This is a genomic window from Priestia sp. SRI_019 (assembly GCF_057586255.1).
This window is the reverse complement of sequence record NZ_JBYCZN010000001.1, coordinates 1,770,146-1,787,666: the sequence shown is the minus strand read 5'-3', so window position 1 is coordinate 1,787,666 and position 17,521 is coordinate 1,770,146. Positions and strand designations below refer to the sequence as shown.

Below are 17,521 nucleotides of genomic sequence, written 5' to 3'. Positions count from 1 at the left end.
ACATGATTGCTATTTTTTCTGTAACATAAATAAGAGCCCTCATTAACAATAGCTAATAGGGCTCTTCAAACCTTTGTTTTTACGATCGAATTTTTTGTTTGCGCATCCACTGGGTAGCGACCCACTTTTCTCCTTTTATAACAGGAGCTCCCCCGTGGAGAGTACGGTCATTAAGTTCAGCATCACTATAAAAATATTCAAAGTACACGGCCATTCCTTTTGTTGGAGATACGGAAAGACCCAGCTTAGGAAAATAAGTTTCTCCTCCTTCTTCGACATCGTTTAAGTACATAACCAATGTACTAATACGGTTATTTTTAGATGCTTTACTTGCAGAAGTGAAATAATCGTGATGTGCTTTGTATTCTTGATCAGGCAAGTATTTTAAAACTTGAAGACCTTCAGCATATTCAATAGAGGGTCCCATTATTTTAGAAAGTCTTCTTTCGATTTGATGTACAAGCTCGTTTTCGCTTTCTTCAAAAAACATGCCGCTGCTCGTTCGAATACTGTTTACTTCACGTGCAGCACCAATTTTTGATCGCTGCATTTTATCTTTGGATAACTGTATAAGTTCGTCACATTCTTCGTTACTTAGGACATTTCCTAAAACTAGAACAAGAGGCTCTTCAAATCGAGCAACAATATTAATCTCTCTGTCTTCTAATTTAACTTTATTCCCTATATGATTAAAAATCGTTTGTTCTTTCGTTAGTAAAGATGTATTAGTTAGAATCATCTTTTATCGGCTCCTCGAAATAGCTATTTTCCAATTCTTCACTCCATTATATGTAAACGCTTACTAATAAGAATTATATCATGAATACGAAGTAAATTCTGCTAATAAAGGAAATAAATAAAAAGAAGTCCGTCATATAACGGAGCTCCCTCATTTTTTCTTATAGATTTCACCTATATTTTTAATACTTTACAACAGCTCCTAAAAGATTCTTTTAATCTAAAGCACATGTGTCAAAAGCTGCTTAAAATCATCGGTACACAAGTTCTTTTTTACTTAAATCAAGCGTTTGTGCTGTAGAAGCATGAATTTCGTTAAAAAGCGCTGGATTTTCTACCAGTGACAAGCCGTAAGAAGGAATCATTTCTTTTATTTTTGATTCCCATTTCTTCATATGCTGGGGGAAACACTTTTCTAGCACTTCAAGCATAACATGAACGGCAGTCGAAGCACCTGGCGAAGCCCCGAGCAATGCAGCAACGGAACCATCAGCTGAACTCACAACTTCTGTACCAAATTGAAGAGTTCCTTTACCTCCGGCTTCCGTATCTTTGATTACTTGTACACGCTGACCCGCTACGACGATATCCCATTCTTCGCTTTTTGCGTTTGGAATAAACTCGCGAAGTTCTTCCATACGCTTTTCATTGGACAACATCACCTGCTGAATCAAGTATTTCGTTAGGCCCATCTCTTTGACGCCTGCTGCTAACATCGTCAAGATATTATTCGGTTTTACAGAATTGATTAAGTCCAAATTTGAACCCGTTTTTAAGAACTTTGGTGAAAATCCGGCGAAAGGTCCAAACAGCAGTGTTTTTTTGCGGTCGATATAGCGTGTATCAAGGTGCGGAACCGACATCGGCGGAGCCCCAACCTTCGCTTTTCCGTATACTTTCCCGTGATGCTGAGCTACAACTTCGGGATTATTGCATACCATAAATAATCCGCTTACCGGGAACCCTCCAATATGTTTGGACTCGGGAATACCCGTTTTTTGGAGTAAAGACAGACTTCCGCCTCCTCCTCCAATAAAAACGAATTTCGCCGTGTGATATTCCTGTTTGCCGCTATGAATATCATGTACTTTTACTTCCCACGAGCCATCTGCGGTACGTGTCAGATTTTCAACGCTGTGGTTATAGTTTATTTCTACGCTTTTACTTTTTAAATGTGTAAACAACATACGAGTTAAAGCTCCAAAGTTCACATCCGTCCCTGAGTCAATTTTGGTTGCCGCAATTGCTTCAGTCGATGTACGGCCTTTCATAACAAGCGGTATCCATTCTTTTAACTTTTCAGGACGATCCGAATACTCCATCCCTTGAAACAACGGATTATTTGATAGCGCTTCAAAACGTTTTTTCAAAAAGGATACGTTCTTTTCTCCTTGTACGAAACTTATATGAGGGATTGGCATAATAAACTCTTGCGGATGATGAATTAAATTACTGCTTACAAGATACGACCAAAACTGTCTTGAAAGCTGAAACTGTTCGTTGATTCGCACTGCTTTCGTAATATCTATAGATCCGTCAGCTTGTTCAGATGTATAGTTCAACTCGCACAGTGCAGCATGGCCCGTCCCTGCATTATTCCATTCATTTGAGCTTTCTTCTCCTGCATCTGCGAGTTTCTCAAATACTTTGATTTCCCATTCCGGCGCTAACTCTTTTAGTAAAGACCCCAACGTTGCGCTCATAACTCCGGCCCCAATTAAGATAACGTCTGTTTTTTTATATACATTGCCCATCACAATCTTCCTTATCTTTTGTATTTTTAAAAAGCACCTTTTAGCAACACGCCTGTTCTACCTGACCCTCTATAGATTAAGTATGTCTGACAAGTTATCTGTCTTACATAATGGGAGTTTTTATACATACCCTTTCATCTTATCTTTTTTTAACATGCTCAATATCACTTCAGCGGTTTCTTCAACTGCTTTACCTGAGACATTAACAATAGGACAGCCAATGCGCTTCATAATTTTCTCAGCATAGTCCAGCTCTTCAAGGATTCGATCTACATTGGCATAGTTGGCTCGAGACGCTAAACCTAAATTTTTTAATCGTTCCTTTCGGATTTCATTGAGCTTATCCGGTGTAATAACTAAACCAATACATTTATTTTTCGGAATAGTAAAAAGTTCATCAGGAGGCGTCACTTCTGGAACTAACGGTATATTCGCTACTTTAAGACTTTTATGAGCTAAATACATAGAAAGTGGCGTCTTTGATGTTCTCGAAACACCAATCAACACTAGATCAGCTCGCTTGATACCTCTGAAGTCTTGTCCATCATCATACTTAACAGCGAATTCAACTGCTTCTACTCTTCTAAAATAGTTATCATCTAATTTTCTCGTTAATCTCGGTTGAAGATTAGGTTCCTTATTAAAAGTTTGGCTAAAGGCACTCATAAGAGGAGTCATTAAATCAATGGCTACAATTCCTTCTTCTTGTGCCTTTTTGTCAAGATACTGTTTTAAAGGTGGAATGACGATGGTATACGCAATGATGGCCTCATTATACCTTGCTTCAGCAATGATATTATCAATATTTCCCTCATCTTCTACGTAAGAAGTATTTTGAATTTCAATATCTTCTCCACTAAATTGAGTTAAAACTGCTTTTACCATCAGCTCAGCCGTTTCACCTACTGAGTCGGAAACTATATAGACAATTTTTCTTTTATTCACATTAAATCTTCCTATTCTTTGATTTTAATAGTTTAATAACGCTAGTATTTTTTGTTTAACTATTATTTAGCAGCTTGCAAGATACATATTTTATTCGTAATGAATGGACTAATATTTTGGACATGTGATTATAAACACTTCAAAAAAAACGATCTAATTCAACGTTTATGTCATACTAATTATAAAATAAAGCTAAATATGTTATACTATTTTCGTTAAATGTTATATTAGCATTAAATATACGGAGATACAATCCCTTTTCTACGCATTTTATAAAAAGTTTGAAGAAAGAAAAAGTTTAGATTTCAAAATGTTTTATGCTTTGGCATGGTGGCACTCATCAGGGCTGAGAGGCGTTTTGCAGGAATAGGCACGAGAATAGTTATGTTGTTTATAACATGATTTTTAAATTATAGAAGATTTATTCTTATCTATTCTTTTTAGCTAAGAGTGCTATAACTAAAAATAATGAACGGTTTACTTTTTACCTTATACATACTAAAAACACCGCCTAAAAGACGATGTTTTGAATAGTTGGTTATATGTCGTAAAATAGATTAATTTTTATAAAACGGGATTACTTCTAGTAGATTTTTGCAATAAAAATTTAGAAAGATAATGAGATACGCCGTTTTCGTCACAGTTAAATTCCGTTATGTCATCGACAATTTCTTTAATATGATCCGGCGCGTTTTTCATAGCTACAGCGTAGCTGGCAAACTGAAACATTGGTAAATCATTGTTGCTGTCGCCAATTGCTAGAATGTCTTGCTCGGGCAAATTAAAATGTTTTAGCATTTGCTGAATTCCCGTTGCTTTATTTACGTTTGCCACCATCACTTCAACATTGTGTTTAGATGAAGTAGAAGTTGTAAAGTCGATTTCTTGCTTGAGTTTTTCAAGCTCCTCTTTCCAGTTATCGATCTGCTCGTGCGTTCTTGCAAAGAAATAGAACTTTGAAAATTCGCTTCCTTCTACGGAATCTGTCCAGTCAATTTCTTCTTTAATTGCTTGTTTACGGGAAAGCCATTCGTTAATTTCCACACTGGCTGGCTTTGGCTCTCTAATTTCATTTTCAACATACGGCTGATCTTGTTTTAACGTCACGCGAGGTGTGCCGTACGGGAAAAGCTCGTAGTATACCTTGTTCGCTCTTGCTTTTTCAATAATGGTTTCCACCAACTGGAGCGAAAGCGAATGCTGAAAGACTGATTCTTTTTCTACGTACCCTGCCATACCATTTGACGTGATAAATCCATCCACTTGAAAGCCTTCAGGAACTAACTCTTCTATTTCATCAAACGCTCTTCCCGTAGCAATAAAAACAAAAATTCCCTGTTTTCGTAATTCGTCAATGATTTCTTTTGTTTGAATACTTACTTTGTTGGAGCGATTTAATATCGTACCGTCCATATCTAAAAAAATTGCTTTAGGTTTTAATAACATATTTATTCCCCCTATTTGTAAAAAGAGTGTACTTGGCAAGTATAAACTTTTCCATTTTCAAACTCAATGAATGTACTTTGCTTTTCGCTTCTATAAAGCTACTATAATACTCTCTTCATATCAAAAGTACGTAACTATATGGAGGCCCCACAAAAAGCTATTTATATTTACAATAAGTCTTTATATACTAATAGCCGGCTGGGCTTATTTGGTATAAAACAACTTTCACAAAAATGAATTTTCCTTTTAGCCTTTAGAGTATCGTTCAAAAAAGATATAATAAGATTGTTACAGATTAAATACATACAGAGGAGGTCAACATGAAAGAACCATCCAATTTTTCTCCTTACCTTATTAAACAAATCAGCGATGCGATCGATGACAATATCAAAGCAAAGTGTATAGACTTTTTATATGATTCTCACTCGTTCTTTTCGAATGAAAAAGATTTTATAGAAGACTACATTTTAAATATATTGCAAGATACGTTTGTTTTAGAGAATAAATTAATAAATCCTAAGGAAATCAGAAACCCTGCCTACAAAAGAAGACAGTCGAATAAGAAAAACTGGCTGCAAACATTAAAAAAAGATATTAAAGCAGAAAAGCCTAACCCTATTTTTGAAGACATTGAATTGGCCAAAAAAGTGATGGATAAAAAAGTGGATACCGAACACTTAAAAAAGCTGTTTGGCGTGGAAAAGCCTGAAGATATTTTAAAGATAAAGTTAAAAGAAGTAGAGGCATGGGCTAAAAGTAAAAAAACAAATATTACCGATTTTCCTTATTTAGATTCAAAGATGAATTATCAAATAGAGAAAGCATTTCACACAGACTTTACTTTTTTAATTGCTGAAATCATACTAGAAAAATACAATGGAAATTTGAGTAACTGGATTGATAAAAGATTAAATTCGTGGGTAGAGGCCCCTATCTTCTCAAATGAAAGTCATTCTCTTAAAACCAATATGGAAGTTAAAACAAACTCCCAAGAAGTCGTTTTATATAATGACTATAAAGTTGATGAAGAATATTTCATTCGCACCATTATCCCAGTGAATGATAATCAAACGGTTCTTTCCAAACGAAATATGGTTTTAGACCCAAAAGATTCCCAAATTATCCAGTTTGCTCTTTCACAGCGCGACGAGATGTTTTATAAAGAAAAAACGGTGACTCTTGATTTAGCGGATATCGTTAAGGAAATTTATAATTCAAAAGGTGTAAAAAACTATGAAGCGGTTGAAGCCCGCATTATGAAAATTGCTAGATACCACGTAGAAGGTGTAGCGAAGAAGAAAAATTCCAGAGATACAAAATTTGCGATAAACTTCTTCCAAAAAGCTGTTATTGAAACCGATGAAGTAACGGGCAGACGATATGCAACCATCGTATTTAGCGACGATACGCATCAAGGCTTTTTAAATCAGCAGTTTGTACAAATTTACAGTGACGTTATTAAAAAGTTTAAAGATAACTCGCTGTCTTCTTTACTGCTGTATGCATTTCAAAAAGAGCGATTAGATTGTTATTTACAAGAGAAGTCTTACACTCATTTTTACCCGTATCAATATTTTGCTTCAAAAGTTCGTTTTCGTTCAAAGAAAATTGATGTCAATCTAAAATTAATTAATGAATCTCTAGCAGAGTTTGTTAGCAATCAAGTCCTGATCCAAAGTTATCAGCAAAAACTTCAAGGATTTGAAATCTCTTTTATTCCTCTTCAAAATTATGAAATTCAAGACTATTTTGGAGGAGAACATAGAGAAACATTGGAAGGGTAAATTGTTCCCTTCCTTTTTTATTTGATATTTTGCCACTTTCAGCTTATAAATACAAAATATCCCTCTACTTTTATTTCATAGTTTGGAAGTTTTGTCATTTTTAACGTACTAACCAGAAGCTTTGGCCGTTTTTTACGTACTCCTTCGCTTCTTTTGCCGTTTTTAGCGTACTAATTACTACCTTTTGCTGTTTTTGACGTACCACTCTGATTCTTTTGCCATTTTTGACGTACTAAATGCATTTTATTTACTAATAATTACTTATTAATTGTTAATTATTCGCTTTTTTCCGTAAAACAATCCTACCTTTTACCGTTTTTGTCGTACTCCTTCGTTACTTTTGCCGTTTTCTGCGTACTAAACATTGCTTTTCCCTTTATTATTGCCTTTTCAAACCCCATTTTTTATTTTTTTCGCAGCATATATAAAGCTTTGGCCGTTTTTTACGTACCAAACGATAAGTTTTGCTGTTTTTGTCGTACTACTACGTCGTTTTTGACGTTTTTCACGTACTAAAAATAGCTTTTGCCATTTTTGACGTACCAATAAAATTCATTGTGTTATGTACAAAGATTAGAGAAGCGATTTTTTTACCTTTTTTTAGGTGAATCGAGGTAGCTTTTGCTGTTTTTAGCGTACCATTCTTCACTTTTGCTATTTTTAGCGTACTATACTGAAACTTTGGCCGTTTTTTACGTACTAAAACGCATAAAGTTTTTTTTGGTTTTTACTGATCGTAACAAACACTGTTCTACCGGTACTTGCTTGCTTTTGCCGTTTTTGTCGTACTAAAAAACCTATACTCTGAACCCCTTGATACGACAGCATTCTTTGAACCTTTTGCCGTTTTAAGCGTACTACTCGTTCGTTTGCGATTCTGTTTCTTATTGATATAATTTTCACAAGGTATTCTTTGTTATTTTACCCTAATAAATTATTGTTGATATGAAATAGATTGGAGGGATTCTCATGATAAAAAAAGAATTTGCGAAAATTGGAAAACAAATTATTCGCCAATTGTCTAGCACCGTAGAAAAATATAAAGATATTGAAGATCACATGGACCTAGACGCTCATGGGAACCCTACAATCAAAACAGTAGCAGAACATCACCGTTTATCTAAATCTCAAATTTCACAATTAATTTTTTATCACTTCCTTCATGTTGATGAAAGAGGTATTATTTGTGATGTTTCTGAAAAAGAGATTGCAGCCGCTTTGAATTGTACAGTTCGAACAGTTCGCAACAACAATGTAGTATTAGCAGAAACAGAATTAATTTCCTATTCTCGCAGCGGCAAAGGAATCAATATTTGTATTGTTCCCTATCCTCAATATTTTGAAGAACACGGCTTTGGGTTTATGGAATTAGAATATACTCGCTTTGAAGAGCTTATTCTAATTGAAAACGTAAACGCCCTTCGCTTAGAGCTGCGCAAAGAATTGGTTTATGACAACGATACGATTAAGCGTCAGTTTAATCCTGGAGAAAACACTTCAAAAATTAGCTTTAATGACTATAAGATTTTTACGCCGAAATATACTCACTACAAAGGTATGATGCAAAAGATAGCTGAAACACAGACGAGCGCATTTAAAACCGTTGTCCAAGGATCTACTATTTTCTTTGTTTTAAAAGACGGAGCGAAAAATGGCAAGATGTCAAAACAAGAAAAGAAAGATCAATATAATGCGGCGATTCGACGTACTATTGAAGAAACTTTTGCAAAATTATCTGGACACAGCACAGATTCTACAGGAATTGTTATGTCTTCATTCCAAAACGAAGACATCGCTGATTTGGTTCAGCTTTCTTTTGAATATGGTATTGAACGAGTGAAGTCTGCCCTTTATACATTGATTGAACAGGCCTTCTTCAGCCATGACGCTCAAGTCGTTGAAAATTATGGTGGAAAAATCCGTACGCTCATTCGAAAAGAGCTTTCAAAAAATCTTCAAGATCAAGTCCCTGCCGAACTTACAGCTTCATAAGGGGCTTATTTGGCATGCTTTTTTTTTATTTTATCTCCCTTCTCTTCTCTTTTTGATACAAATAGCGCAAACAAACACCCATTTTTGCAGCTCTCCAATTCCATTATCCTATCCATATAAACGTAATGAGTTCAAATAAATGATATTTCTTGTGTATAACTACGGAATATTACTAAAAAAACACCTTCATACTTATCCACAAAAGAAAGAAAACATATTCAATGACTGTTATATCATCCTCTTTGTTAATAAAAACATCCCTTTTATTTTTTTATTAACGATAATTTCCAGGTTATTTACTCTTTAACACAACTACTTTTATCCACAGTGGAAATAATTCATACTTTTAACAGCAATCTTCATACCATTGATTTTAAAATCCCTCTATTGCAGGAGAAAAAACATAGTAAATAAAATATATTACATATTTACTACGATAAAAAACATCCTTTAGCTAAAGGATGCTGTTCACAAAAAAGGTCTATTTTCCACACAGTTATTTATTGAAAAGCTATTTTCTTTCTAACCCTTGATATCATTGTGTTTTTAGAAGATTTTTCTTTCTTTAATATCTGTATATAATGTTTGCTAATAAGATCTATACTAATATCTGCTATAATTTTTTATTTAATCTTTGTATAAAGAAATGCTTTAAAAATCTCTATACTTGAAGATTTCTCTTTTTCTAAATTAAGGAATTTTTATTACATATACCAGATACAAATAAATTAAATTAAAATAAAACCATACAATCGTTCAAACTTACCTTAATAAATTCTAGTAGTATATTTTTTAAAATAAATTATACTATTCAGTAGAGAAAATTTTATAAAGCAAGAAAGGGACTTAGTCATGAAATACATACAGTGGATACAGCAAACTCTATTTAATACCGGTAAGTGGATTGACATTAGTGAAGTAATCATAAAGATTATCCTCATTTTTATCATTGCTCAAATTGTCATACGGTTTGCTCGTAGTGTAATTAATAAAATCTTTGATTTCAGATTTAAAACTAAGCTGCTGAGGTACAATGAACGTAAAGAAATAACGCTCAAAAAACTTTGTCTGAGCATTGTCATGTACGTCGTGTATTTTATTGTACTTATCACATCTTTAGAAGCAATCGGAATTAATATGAAAGCACTTTTAGCTGGTATTAGCGTAGCAGGGTTTATTACAGGCTTAGGTGCACAGAATTTAATTAAAGATATTTTAAACGGTTTTTTTATTCTGTTTGAAGATCAATTCTCAGTAGGAGATCACGTATCCATAAATGATACAAAAGGAACTGTTGAAGAAATTGGATTGCGCACGACAAAAATTCGCGGAGTTGACGGAGAGTTTTACTTTTTTGCCAATAGTAACATTACAAAAGTAGCGAACTACACGCTCGGTGAAATTCCCGAAATACATACACCTGAACAAATAAAAACTCGTGAAGAATAGCTTCACGAGTTTTTATTTACGACCGTTGTAAAGAATTGATCATATGATGTAAGGTGATAATCTGCTTCAATATCGTCATTTTGAAATGCACATGTTTTAATTCCCAGTTCACGAGCAGGTTTTAAATCGAGCTCGCGATCTCCAATCACTAAATCGAGCTGATACTTATCGTGAAGATATGCATAAGCGCCGCTATCAGGCTTTCGTTTGTAGCCATCATCCTTTGTAATAATCTCCGTAAAATAGTGCTCCATATTAAAAAATGCAAGAATATCAAGAGTAGACTGTCTAGACTTATGCGTAACAATTACATTTGTATCCGCAAAGCTCAGTACGTCTTCTACGTGAGGAAAAGCAGGCTTATCTTTAGGGTTGATTTTCTGTTCGACCACATGGAAGTGTTTATCAAACAAAGACTTTTCAATATTGAAATGCTTAATTGCTACGTCAGAAGAAACCTTCATTTGTCTTAGAATATCATCTTCTGAGATCGTTTGATCTGTTAGTAGTTCTTTAAATGCTTTTACAATAGTCGGATAGGTATCAAAGATGGTTCCATCAAAGTCCCATAAAATATTCATTTTCACTGTCTCTCCTTTTTAAAAACGTAACGATTATACCAAATTTTTCATTGCTTGTCAGTTAACCTTTTTATCATTGTTACATTTGCAGTAAAAAAACTCGCTTTATACGAGTTTTTTCACTGTACTAGCTGCTGCTGCACCCGCTCCCGCAGCTAGAGCTTGAACAGCTTGAGCTGCTGCCGCTGTCATGATGATGGTGACCTCCGTCGTGGTGATGATGACGGTTGTCTTCCCATGGACTTGAACAGCTATAGCCGCTGTACGAGGCTGTATCTCCCGCATAGATTGTCTTTTTGTATAGCAGCAGTTCATTCATATGTCTTGAAAAGTCGGTAGCTTCGTAAAGTGAATAAAAAACAAAGCCTTGAAAAAGAAGTTCGGTTGATACATTCCCTTTTGTTAATGCTTTTTTAAAGTACGACGATCCTCCGGATTTCATTCGTTTTTTTGCATCCTTAATTTCTTCTTTTAATGTTTGAATCAAGTGCCTCTGTTGTTTTTCCCATTTGCCGTTTCTTAAAAAATAGCGATCTAGTAATTCATCTTCTGATAACCTTTGAAAATCTTGAAGCGTACTTTTATCAAGCGGATGCTGAAAAAATTTCCCCCAAAGCAGTCGGCTGTTACCCGTTATGTCAAACAAATGAGCATACATCCAATCAAAGAACGCTCGCTTATTCGGCTGTGGGGATGGAATTGTCTCTACATTTGGCTGGTGATGCAAAAAGCGGTTGAAAAAACGGTCTGTAAAACGTTCATAATCCACTGTAAACATAATCATTTCATGCCATACTTCATCCACTTTTGCACTAAACATCGGTACGTCTTTGATGACTGCATTTAATAAAAAGTAGCGCTTCATCTCAAAAAACGTCCATTCTACTTCATCGGCTTTTGTATTTTTCCCTTTCATACGCTGTTTCACCTGTTGAACATAGGCTGTGTGTAAAGAATCTTCTAGTGAATGGACAATATCTTCAAACCCCTGATCTTTATGTATGCCGAGCTCATCTGGAAGCTCCTCTTTGTACAAGCGAAATCCTCTCGACTTTGCAATTCCTTTACTAATCAAAGCTAAAAGAATTACCGCTCCTACTATAATGGCTGCTATCATCTTCTCCCCCCTATATCGTACTGTATATTCAATATTTTACCACATTCGTAAAATACAAAAAAAGAGCTCAATTAACTTGAGCTCTCTTCATCATCGGGCATCTCGTCTACCTTTTCTACTTTGACTAGACCTTTCGTGCTATATTCAAGATCAAAGTATGCTTTAACGATATCCCCTTTTTTCAAATTGCTTGGAATCGGTTCATTTAAATTTTTATCGGAAAATTTAATGCCCGTTCCTTCTTTTGTTGTTCCGCTGTATGTACCATTTTCGATTTTTTCAATAGTAATATAATACACTCGATATTTGTGCGCTTCCTCGTCGCCCTTTGCTTTTTCTTTAACGGTTTCTTGTTCAGGAAGCTTACTCAGTGTTTCTTGGGCCTGTTCAGAAGTGGGCTCTGCTGATCGATTTATGAATTGCATCACAACTAACACTAAACATATAACTACTAAAACTAATAATAATATCTTTTTTGCTGATAAAGACAATGAACTGTGCCTCCTTACACCTTTATGTATATCATGCTGCACACAAGAGATTATACACGATAAAGGATTAGAAATTGGGATAAATTCTATAAAAATAGTAAAAATATGAGAAAATACCTAGAATTTTTTACGCTTTTCTGCACTTTTTTGAGATAAAAAAGAAATTTGGTACCTTATCCTTAAATTGTAACTGATTTGCTTCATTTTCGAAAAGAGTTTTGCCCATTTTGTCGTAAAAAAGTCATAATAAGAAGGAATATCACACCATATTGTCGAACGTATGTATATACTTATAATGAACTGCCGAACTGCTTTTCTCTATCCTCATTGTTGAGGCAATATGGCAACTGAAACAGCTTGCTGTTAAATTCAGATTACACATCTATACTCAGGAGGTGGAATGCAAAATGATGTTTGCACTTATTGTTGTGGTTGGTATCGTAGCACTTGGCGTAGCTAGCTTCTACGTCATTAAGCGGCCTCAAGGCGCTGTTGATCCTGAGGATCGCAAACCGCTTGTTTCTGTAAACGGACATGTTAAATTTGCAGAAGGGATTAATCAAATTTCCATATCTAAAATTGACATGTACGATCAGCGTCTTGTTATCAATCAAGTAGCTATTATTCCATTTAACCGTATTCAACGAGCAGAATTTTCAAAGGTTGTCAAAAATGAAAAAGGCCTTCACGGAGCTCCTGTTCAACGCTATTTCGGTGAACTAACCATTCATTTCACAGACAAAAACGGGCAAGAAACATACATTCGCTGTGAAACACCGAAAAAAAATCAATTTCACCTCATCTACCAATATGATTTAATGAAAAGACAATTAAATAAGCGTCTTGGTCTTGAAGATCAGCAGCCTTATCTTACTCTCCAAGAACCATACGAACTATAAGAAAAAACCTCCCTTTTTCACATATTATTTCACTTCCCTGTACATACTAGAAGCGAAACTGAAAATGGGAGGTCATTCCAATGGATTTCGTCCGTTTTTTGCAATATTTTTGTTCAATCGCCGGCGCTCTATGCTTAGGGTTTACCTACTATCACATGTTCAAGCGTGACGCTCCGGTTAAAAAAGAAGAATCACAGCAAGGTGGAACTGACTAACGTTCACCTTGTTTTTTTATGTGCAGGCATGTGTACTTCGCATTCTGTGGTTGAAAGTTAGATTACTTTAATCATTTGTAAAATCACGGGTGATTTTTCTAAAGGAATATCCTCTGTGTTAATCATAAGAAGTCCTTTTTGGACGCTGTAATTGGAGGAAGGCTGTAACACACCGTTGATAAATAAATTACTGTATGAATAGTTCTCAGGATCCAATATATGCTGCGTGCCGTATTCTTTTAACGCGTCTTGATCTGTAAAGATGCGCTTGCTGCCTCCGGCTACCGTATAGTATTCAAAGATGCGAACTTTTTTCAGGAATATATACCTAAATTCCTGCTGAGGCAACACGGGAAGCTTAATAAAAGGTGTCGAACAAGAGGATGCATACTGATCGCAGCCGTAAGATTTTTTCTTCAAGAAAAAATCTCCTTCACAGATGTACTTAGTTTAGTTATAGTCTTTAAGAATTAAATTTATGCCACTAAACCTATTCCTTAGAAGGAACGAATGCACATATTGAAGGATAGAACATGAAAGGAGGTAACACATTTATGCCTCTTCAAATTATGAAACTCGCTATAGCCGCTACTACCACTGTAACAGTCAGCCCAACCGTCTCACGTTTCTTTTATACAGCAACTGCTACAACTACGGGTGCAGCCACTTTAACAATCGATGCCGCTGACTTTTTTGGCGATACGGGTGCAGCTGCTACTGAACTCCCTGCTTTAGCTACGGATAACAGCTACTATAATGTGTATATTAACGGCGTTTTACAAATGGCTGGCGTTTCAGCTTATACAGCGGGAGCTGCAGGTGTTGGTTCTTTAGCCATTACTGTTCCTGCAGGATCTACCATTTTGGTTGGTTCTCCTATAGTATTAGAAGTTACAAACTTTGCTCCTGATTCTGATACAGATGTACTGACTTAAAAATGACTATGGTATTGTTATAAAGCGTAATTACGTGTAAGATATATAAAATCTCAGTTTTACAGAAATTTAGTGCTCATAACAAAAGCTTCTGCGGATATAGCGCAGAAGCTTTTATTATTGTTATTTATTTAATTCAAAACGCCCAGTTCCCTTTTCTAAACACAGGCTCGCTTGTACCGTCAGCTTTGATGCCGTCGATGTCCATTTCAGCTGAGCCAATCATGAAGTCAACGTGGGTGATGCTGTCGTTTGCTCCGTTTTGTGACAGCTCTTCTTTAGACATAGTTTTTCCGCCTTCTAGACAGAAAGAGTACGAGCTGCCGATGGCTAAATGGTTGGATGCATTTTCGTCAAACAGCGTGTTGTAGAAAATGATATTTGACTGAGAAATTGGCGATTGATGCGGTACTAAGGCTACTTCTCCTAAGTATTTGGCACCTTCATCTGTTTCAATTAGGTGCTTTAACGTTTCTTCGCCTTCTTCTGCTTTTACATCAACAATTTTTCCATTTTCAAATGTTAGCGTGAAGTTCTCAATTAAGTTTCCTGCGTAGCTAAGCGGTTTTGTGCTCGTTACTTGACCATTTACGCCGTCTTTTTTCGGAAGTGTGAATACTTCTTCTGTTGGCATATTGGCCATGAACGAGTTGCCGTCTTCATTAACACTGCCTGCGCCAACCCAAATATGTTTGTCAGGAAGCTCAATTGTTAAATCTGTTCCTGGCGCTTTATAGTGAAGCTTAGCAAATCTTTTTTCATTTAAAATGTCTACTTTTGTATGTAATGAAGCGTTATGCTCTTCCCATGCGGCCACTGGATCTTCTTGATCTACGCGCACGGATTTAAAAATAGCTTCCCACAGTTTTTCTTGCTGCTGTTCTTCTGGAACGTCAGGAAATACTTTAGCTGCCCAGTCTTTTGAAGGAACAGCTACAATGGACCAGCTGATTTTATCGGATTGGATCGCTTCACGGAATTTTTTCATTGCTTTTCCGCTTACTTTTTGGAACGCAGCAATACGTTTGCCGTCTACTCCTTTTAGTAAGTCAGGACCGCTTGAAATTACAGATAAAACAGCGCCTCCGTTTTTCACAAGCTCTTCTCTTGCTTGAGCTTTCCAAGCAGGAAATTCATTAAATACAGATTCATCCGCTTTTTCATATTTCAAACGAACTAAATGATCGTCATGCCAGTCTACATCAACAGACTTTGCTCCGGCTTCGTACGCTTTTTTCGCAATTTCACGAACAAAATCAGCGGAAGAAATATCGGCATTAATGTTTAATACTTGCCCTTTTTGAATGTTTACACCGACTTTTACAGCCAGCTCGGCGTACTTTTCAATATTGCGCTCAAACTGTTCCATAATTTATCTCCTTTACGTATATATTCTAACAACTTCATTGTATCATGAATAAAACATCAATTAAAAATCATAGCCTATAGTTTACATAATATAATTACGTTATTTTACAGATTATTATATAGCAAAAGTTTGTTCTCGAAGAATCAGAACAAACTTTTGTCTTTCACAGATTCAGTTTTGTAGCCGAGCCGCTCCGAAATGTTCTTACCTATATCAACCATGCGTTCCTGAAGATACGTTAATCGCTCATTTGTCATACGCATCGTAGCACCGGAAATGCTGACTGCGGCAACGACTTGACCAAGGTGATCAAAAATAGGCGCTGCAATGCAGGTAATTCCATATTCATTTTCTTCTAAATCGAGCGCGCATCCCTTTTGCTTCACTTCTGAAAGTTCTCGAAGAAAGCTTTCTTCATCTGTAATGGTGTGATCGGTATGAGCTGGTAAGCCTTTTCTTTCAAGAATGCTTGTTACCGTGTTAAGCGGTAAAAAAGCTAGGATAGCTTTACCGACAGACGTACAGTGCATAGGGGCTCTTTTCCCCACTTTTGAATGCATGCGCAGCGTCTGATTGCCTTCTAATTTTTCAATATACACTACTTCACCTTGATCGTAGACAACAAGATGAATAACTTCATTTGTTTCACTTTCAAGTTCTTGCAAAAACGGCTTTGCTTCCGTTCGAAGATCAATAGAATCTAAAAGTTTTGAACTTACTTCTAAAAACTTATACCCAAGCTTGTACCGCCCGGTTTCTTGATCTTGTTCAATATAACCGTACTGAGCAAGGGTAGTTAGAATACGGTATACGGAGCTTTTGTTGATGTCCATTTGCTTTGCAATTTCTGTGACGCCTACCCCTTCTCTTTCCATGCTGACAATTGTGACGATATCCAACGCCCGGCTTACAGACTTCACCATATTTTCTCTCTCCATTTTTTTCTCTCCTTTATGTGTCGTGTTACTGCCGGGCATTTTGTATCACTCTTATACGTTTACACGTTCTTTCTCTGCAGCAAACGGATTTTGGAGAGTTCCAATTTCTCGGATGGTGCATTCAATGACATCGTTTGCGCTTACCAGCTCCGCGCCGACCGGACTTCCTGTTAAAACCACATCTCCCGGCTTAAGGGTCATAACAGTAGAAAGGTAAGCGATCATTTGCTCAACGGAAATAATCATTAAATCTGTCGAGCTATTTTGTTTTTCAACGCCATTTAAAAACGCTTTTACATGAATGGATTTAAAATCAAGCTCCGTTTCGATTACGGGGCCAAGAGGCGTAAATGAATCAAAGGATTTTCCAATGGTCCAGTGCCCGTCTTCATGAAAATAATCCGGAGCCGTTACATCGTTTCCAATTGTATACCCAAATATATAGTCCAGCACGTCTTCTTTTGCGATGTTCTTCGCTTCTTTTCCAATAATAACTGCAAGCTCGGATTCAAACTTGACGTGCTTAATCGCGGTTGGGATGACAATGGCCTCGTTTGGACCGATCACAGAGGATGTGGGCTTAAAAAAGAAGACAGGAATAGAAGGCATTTCTCCTGGCAGATCCGACTTTGCAGCTGCATAATTTGCGCCTATTCCAATAATTTGATTTGGCTCTAAAGGAGCCAAAAGCCTTACTTCACTCGGTGAAAAAGTCTGCCCTGTATAGTCCCATTTCTCAAATATATTTCCTTTAATGACGCTGATCGTATCCTCTTTTAGAACACCTGTATGACGGCTATCTTGTACAGCGAACCTTACAAATTTCATAACATAGCTCCTTTTCCCATTTGCTTAATTTTAATAAGAA

Annotated in this window: 17 protein-coding genes; 6 read left to right on the top strand and 11 right to left on the bottom strand. The window is 36.1% G+C overall.

The window, feature by feature from the left end:
- Positions 1 to 79: 79 nt before the first annotated feature.
- The 4 genes from AC2YJL_RS09725 to AC2YJL_RS09710 all read right to left on the bottom strand — a co-directional run bounded on the left by AC2YJL_RS09725 (position 80) and on the right by AC2YJL_RS09710 (position 4,883).
- Positions 80 to 739, bottom strand: coding sequence for a 2OG-Fe(II) oxygenase (locus tag AC2YJL_RS09725; RefSeq protein ID WP_369360995.1), 660 nt, complete (start codon positions 737 to 739; stop codon positions 80 to 82).
- A 250-nt stretch (positions 740 to 989) separates the two neighbouring features.
- Positions 990 to 2,492, bottom strand: a complete 1,503-nt coding sequence (locus tag AC2YJL_RS09720; protein WP_195696695.1) for a malate:quinone oxidoreductase — start codon at positions 2,490 to 2,492, stop codon at positions 990 to 992.
- 120 nt (positions 2,493 to 2,612) lie between these two features.
- Complete coding sequence (locus tag AC2YJL_RS09715) at positions 2,613 to 3,437, bottom strand: pyruvate, water dikinase regulatory protein (RefSeq protein ID WP_195696694.1); 825 nt, start codon at positions 3,435 to 3,437, stop codon at positions 2,613 to 2,615.
- 564 nt (positions 3,438 to 4,001) lie between these two features.
- Positions 4,002 to 4,883, bottom strand: a complete 882-nt coding sequence (locus AC2YJL_RS09710; RefSeq protein ID WP_251568695.1) for an HAD family hydrolase — start codon at positions 4,881 to 4,883, stop codon at positions 4,002 to 4,004.
- A gap of 320 nt (positions 4,884 to 5,203) precedes the next feature.
- Here AC2YJL_RS09710 and AC2YJL_RS09705 point away from each other — a divergent pair, with 320 nt between their 5' ends.
- From AC2YJL_RS09705 to AC2YJL_RS09695, 3 genes are all read left to right on the top strand, one after another.
- Complete coding sequence (locus tag AC2YJL_RS09705; protein ID WP_115654203.1) at positions 5,204 to 6,667, top strand: hypothetical protein; 1,464 nt, start codon at positions 5,204 to 5,206, stop codon at positions 6,665 to 6,667.
- A 969-nt stretch (positions 6,668 to 7,636) separates the two neighbouring features.
- Positions 7,637 to 8,659, top strand: coding sequence for a hypothetical protein (locus AC2YJL_RS09700; RefSeq protein WP_195696692.1), 1,023 nt, complete (start codon positions 7,637 to 7,639; stop codon positions 8,657 to 8,659).
- An 852-nt stretch (positions 8,660 to 9,511) separates the two neighbouring features.
- Positions 9,512 to 10,108, top strand: coding sequence for a mechanosensitive ion channel family protein (locus AC2YJL_RS09695; RefSeq protein WP_014459595.1), 597 nt, complete (start codon positions 9,512 to 9,514; stop codon positions 10,106 to 10,108).
- 2 nt (positions 10,109 to 10,110) lie between these two features.
- On the opposite strand, the gene AC2YJL_RS09690 is transcribed toward AC2YJL_RS09695, so the two are convergent.
- The 3 genes from AC2YJL_RS09690 to AC2YJL_RS09680 form a co-directional block, all read right to left on the bottom strand.
- Positions 10,111 to 10,689, bottom strand: coding sequence for an HAD-IA family hydrolase (locus AC2YJL_RS09690; protein WP_230932930.1), 579 nt, complete (start codon positions 10,687 to 10,689; stop codon positions 10,111 to 10,113).
- Between the two features lie 127 nt (positions 10,690 to 10,816).
- Positions 10,817 to 11,806: a glycine-rich domain-containing protein gene (locus AC2YJL_RS09685; RefSeq protein ID WP_195696690.1), complete on the bottom strand. Its 990-nt coding sequence runs from the start codon at positions 11,804 to 11,806 to the stop codon at positions 10,817 to 10,819.
- A 71-nt stretch (positions 11,807 to 11,877) separates the two neighbouring features.
- On the bottom strand, positions 11,878 to 12,297 hold the full coding sequence (locus AC2YJL_RS09680; RefSeq protein ID WP_097825133.1) for a hypothetical protein: 420 nt from the start codon (positions 12,295 to 12,297) through the stop codon (positions 11,878 to 11,880).
- Positions 12,298 to 12,704: 407 nt separating this feature from the next.
- Between AC2YJL_RS09680 and AC2YJL_RS09675 the strand changes: the two genes are divergently transcribed.
- A complete protein-coding gene (locus AC2YJL_RS09675) occupies positions 12,705 to 13,196 on the top strand; it encodes a hypothetical protein (protein ID WP_028409022.1) in 492 nt (163 codons plus the stop codon).
- A gap of 80 nt (positions 13,197 to 13,276) precedes the next feature.
- Positions 13,277 to 13,411 (top strand): hypothetical protein, encoded by a 135-nt coding sequence (locus AC2YJL_RS09670; protein WP_013083673.1) that lies wholly within the window; start codon positions 13,277 to 13,279, stop codon positions 13,409 to 13,411.
- Between the two features lie 57 nt (positions 13,412 to 13,468).
- Here the strand turns inward: AC2YJL_RS09670 and AC2YJL_RS09665 are convergent, their stop codons facing one another.
- A complete protein-coding gene (locus AC2YJL_RS09665) occupies positions 13,469 to 13,831 on the bottom strand; it encodes a DUF4183 domain-containing protein (RefSeq protein WP_230932932.1) in 363 nt (120 codons plus the stop codon).
- A 134-nt stretch (positions 13,832 to 13,965) separates the two neighbouring features.
- Here AC2YJL_RS09665 and AC2YJL_RS09660 point away from each other — a divergent pair, with 134 nt between their 5' ends.
- Positions 13,966 to 14,346: a DUF4183 domain-containing protein gene (locus AC2YJL_RS09660; RefSeq protein ID WP_230933713.1), complete on the top strand. Its 381-nt coding sequence runs from the start codon at positions 13,966 to 13,968 to the stop codon at positions 14,344 to 14,346.
- A gap of 136 nt (positions 14,347 to 14,482) precedes the next feature.
- Here the strand turns inward: AC2YJL_RS09660 and AC2YJL_RS09655 are convergent, their stop codons facing one another.
- The 3 genes from AC2YJL_RS09655 to AC2YJL_RS09645 all read right to left on the bottom strand — a co-directional run bounded on the left by AC2YJL_RS09655 (position 14,483) and on the right by AC2YJL_RS09645 (position 17,481).
- The gene (locus AC2YJL_RS09655) at positions 14,483 to 15,715 is read right to left on the bottom strand and encodes an aminopeptidase (protein WP_025751295.1); all 1,233 of its coding nucleotides are present in this window, start codon (positions 15,713 to 15,715) and stop codon (positions 14,483 to 14,485) included.
- A gap of 143 nt (positions 15,716 to 15,858) precedes the next feature.
- Complete coding sequence (locus AC2YJL_RS09650) at positions 15,859 to 16,653, bottom strand: IclR family transcriptional regulator (RefSeq protein ID WP_230932933.1); 795 nt, start codon at positions 16,651 to 16,653, stop codon at positions 15,859 to 15,861.
- Positions 16,654 to 16,704: 51 nt separating this feature from the next.
- Positions 16,705 to 17,481, bottom strand: coding sequence for a fumarylacetoacetate hydrolase family protein (locus AC2YJL_RS09645; protein WP_195696688.1), 777 nt, complete (start codon positions 17,479 to 17,481; stop codon positions 16,705 to 16,707).
- Positions 17,482 to 17,521: the final 40 nt, after the last annotated feature.

Excerpts from the sequence above, each read along its gene's own strand:
- AC2YJL_RS09645 (WP_195696688.1), bottom strand. The coding sequence starts at position 17,481 with ATGAAATTTGTAAGGTTCGCTGTACAAGATAGCCGTCATACAGGTGTT.
- AC2YJL_RS09675 (WP_028409022.1), top strand. The coding sequence starts at position 12,705 with ATGATGTTTGCACTTATTGTTGTGGTTGGTATCGTAGCACTTGGCGTA.
- AC2YJL_RS09705 (WP_115654203.1), top strand. The coding sequence starts at position 5,204 with ATGAAAGAACCATCCAATTTTTCTCCTTACCTTATTAAACAAATCAGC.
- AC2YJL_RS09700 (WP_195696692.1), top strand. The coding sequence starts at position 7,637 with ATGATAAAAAAAGAATTTGCGAAAATTGGAAAACAAATTATTCGCCAA.
- AC2YJL_RS09650 (WP_230932933.1), bottom strand. The coding sequence starts at position 16,653 with ATGGAGAGAGAAAATATGGTGAAGTCTGTAAGCCGGGCGTTGGATATC.
- AC2YJL_RS09690 (WP_230932930.1), bottom strand. The coding sequence starts at position 10,689 with ATGAATATTTTATGGGACTTTGATGGAACCATCTTTGATACCTATCCG.
- AC2YJL_RS09725 (WP_369360995.1), bottom strand. The coding sequence starts at position 739 with ATGATTCTAACTAATACATCTTTACTAACGAAAGAACAAACGATTTTT.
- AC2YJL_RS09695 (WP_014459595.1), top strand. The coding sequence starts at position 9,512 with ATGAAATACATACAGTGGATACAGCAAACTCTATTTAATACCGGTAAG.
- AC2YJL_RS09660 (WP_230933713.1), top strand. The coding sequence starts at position 13,966 with ATGCCTCTTCAAATTATGAAACTCGCTATAGCCGCTACTACCACTGTA.
- AC2YJL_RS09655 (WP_025751295.1), bottom strand. The coding sequence starts at position 15,715 with ATGGAACAGTTTGAGCGCAATATTGAAAAGTACGCCGAGCTGGCTGTA.
- AC2YJL_RS09710 (WP_251568695.1), bottom strand. The coding sequence starts at position 4,883 with ATGTTATTAAAACCTAAAGCAATTTTTTTAGATATGGACGGTACGATA.
- AC2YJL_RS09720 (WP_195696695.1), bottom strand. The coding sequence starts at position 2,492 with ATGGGCAATGTATATAAAAAAACAGACGTTATCTTAATTGGGGCCGGA.
- AC2YJL_RS09685 (WP_195696690.1), bottom strand. The coding sequence starts at position 11,806 with ATGATAGCAGCCATTATAGTAGGAGCGGTAATTCTTTTAGCTTTGATT.
- AC2YJL_RS09670 (WP_013083673.1), top strand. The coding sequence starts at position 13,277 with ATGGATTTCGTCCGTTTTTTGCAATATTTTTGTTCAATCGCCGGCGCT.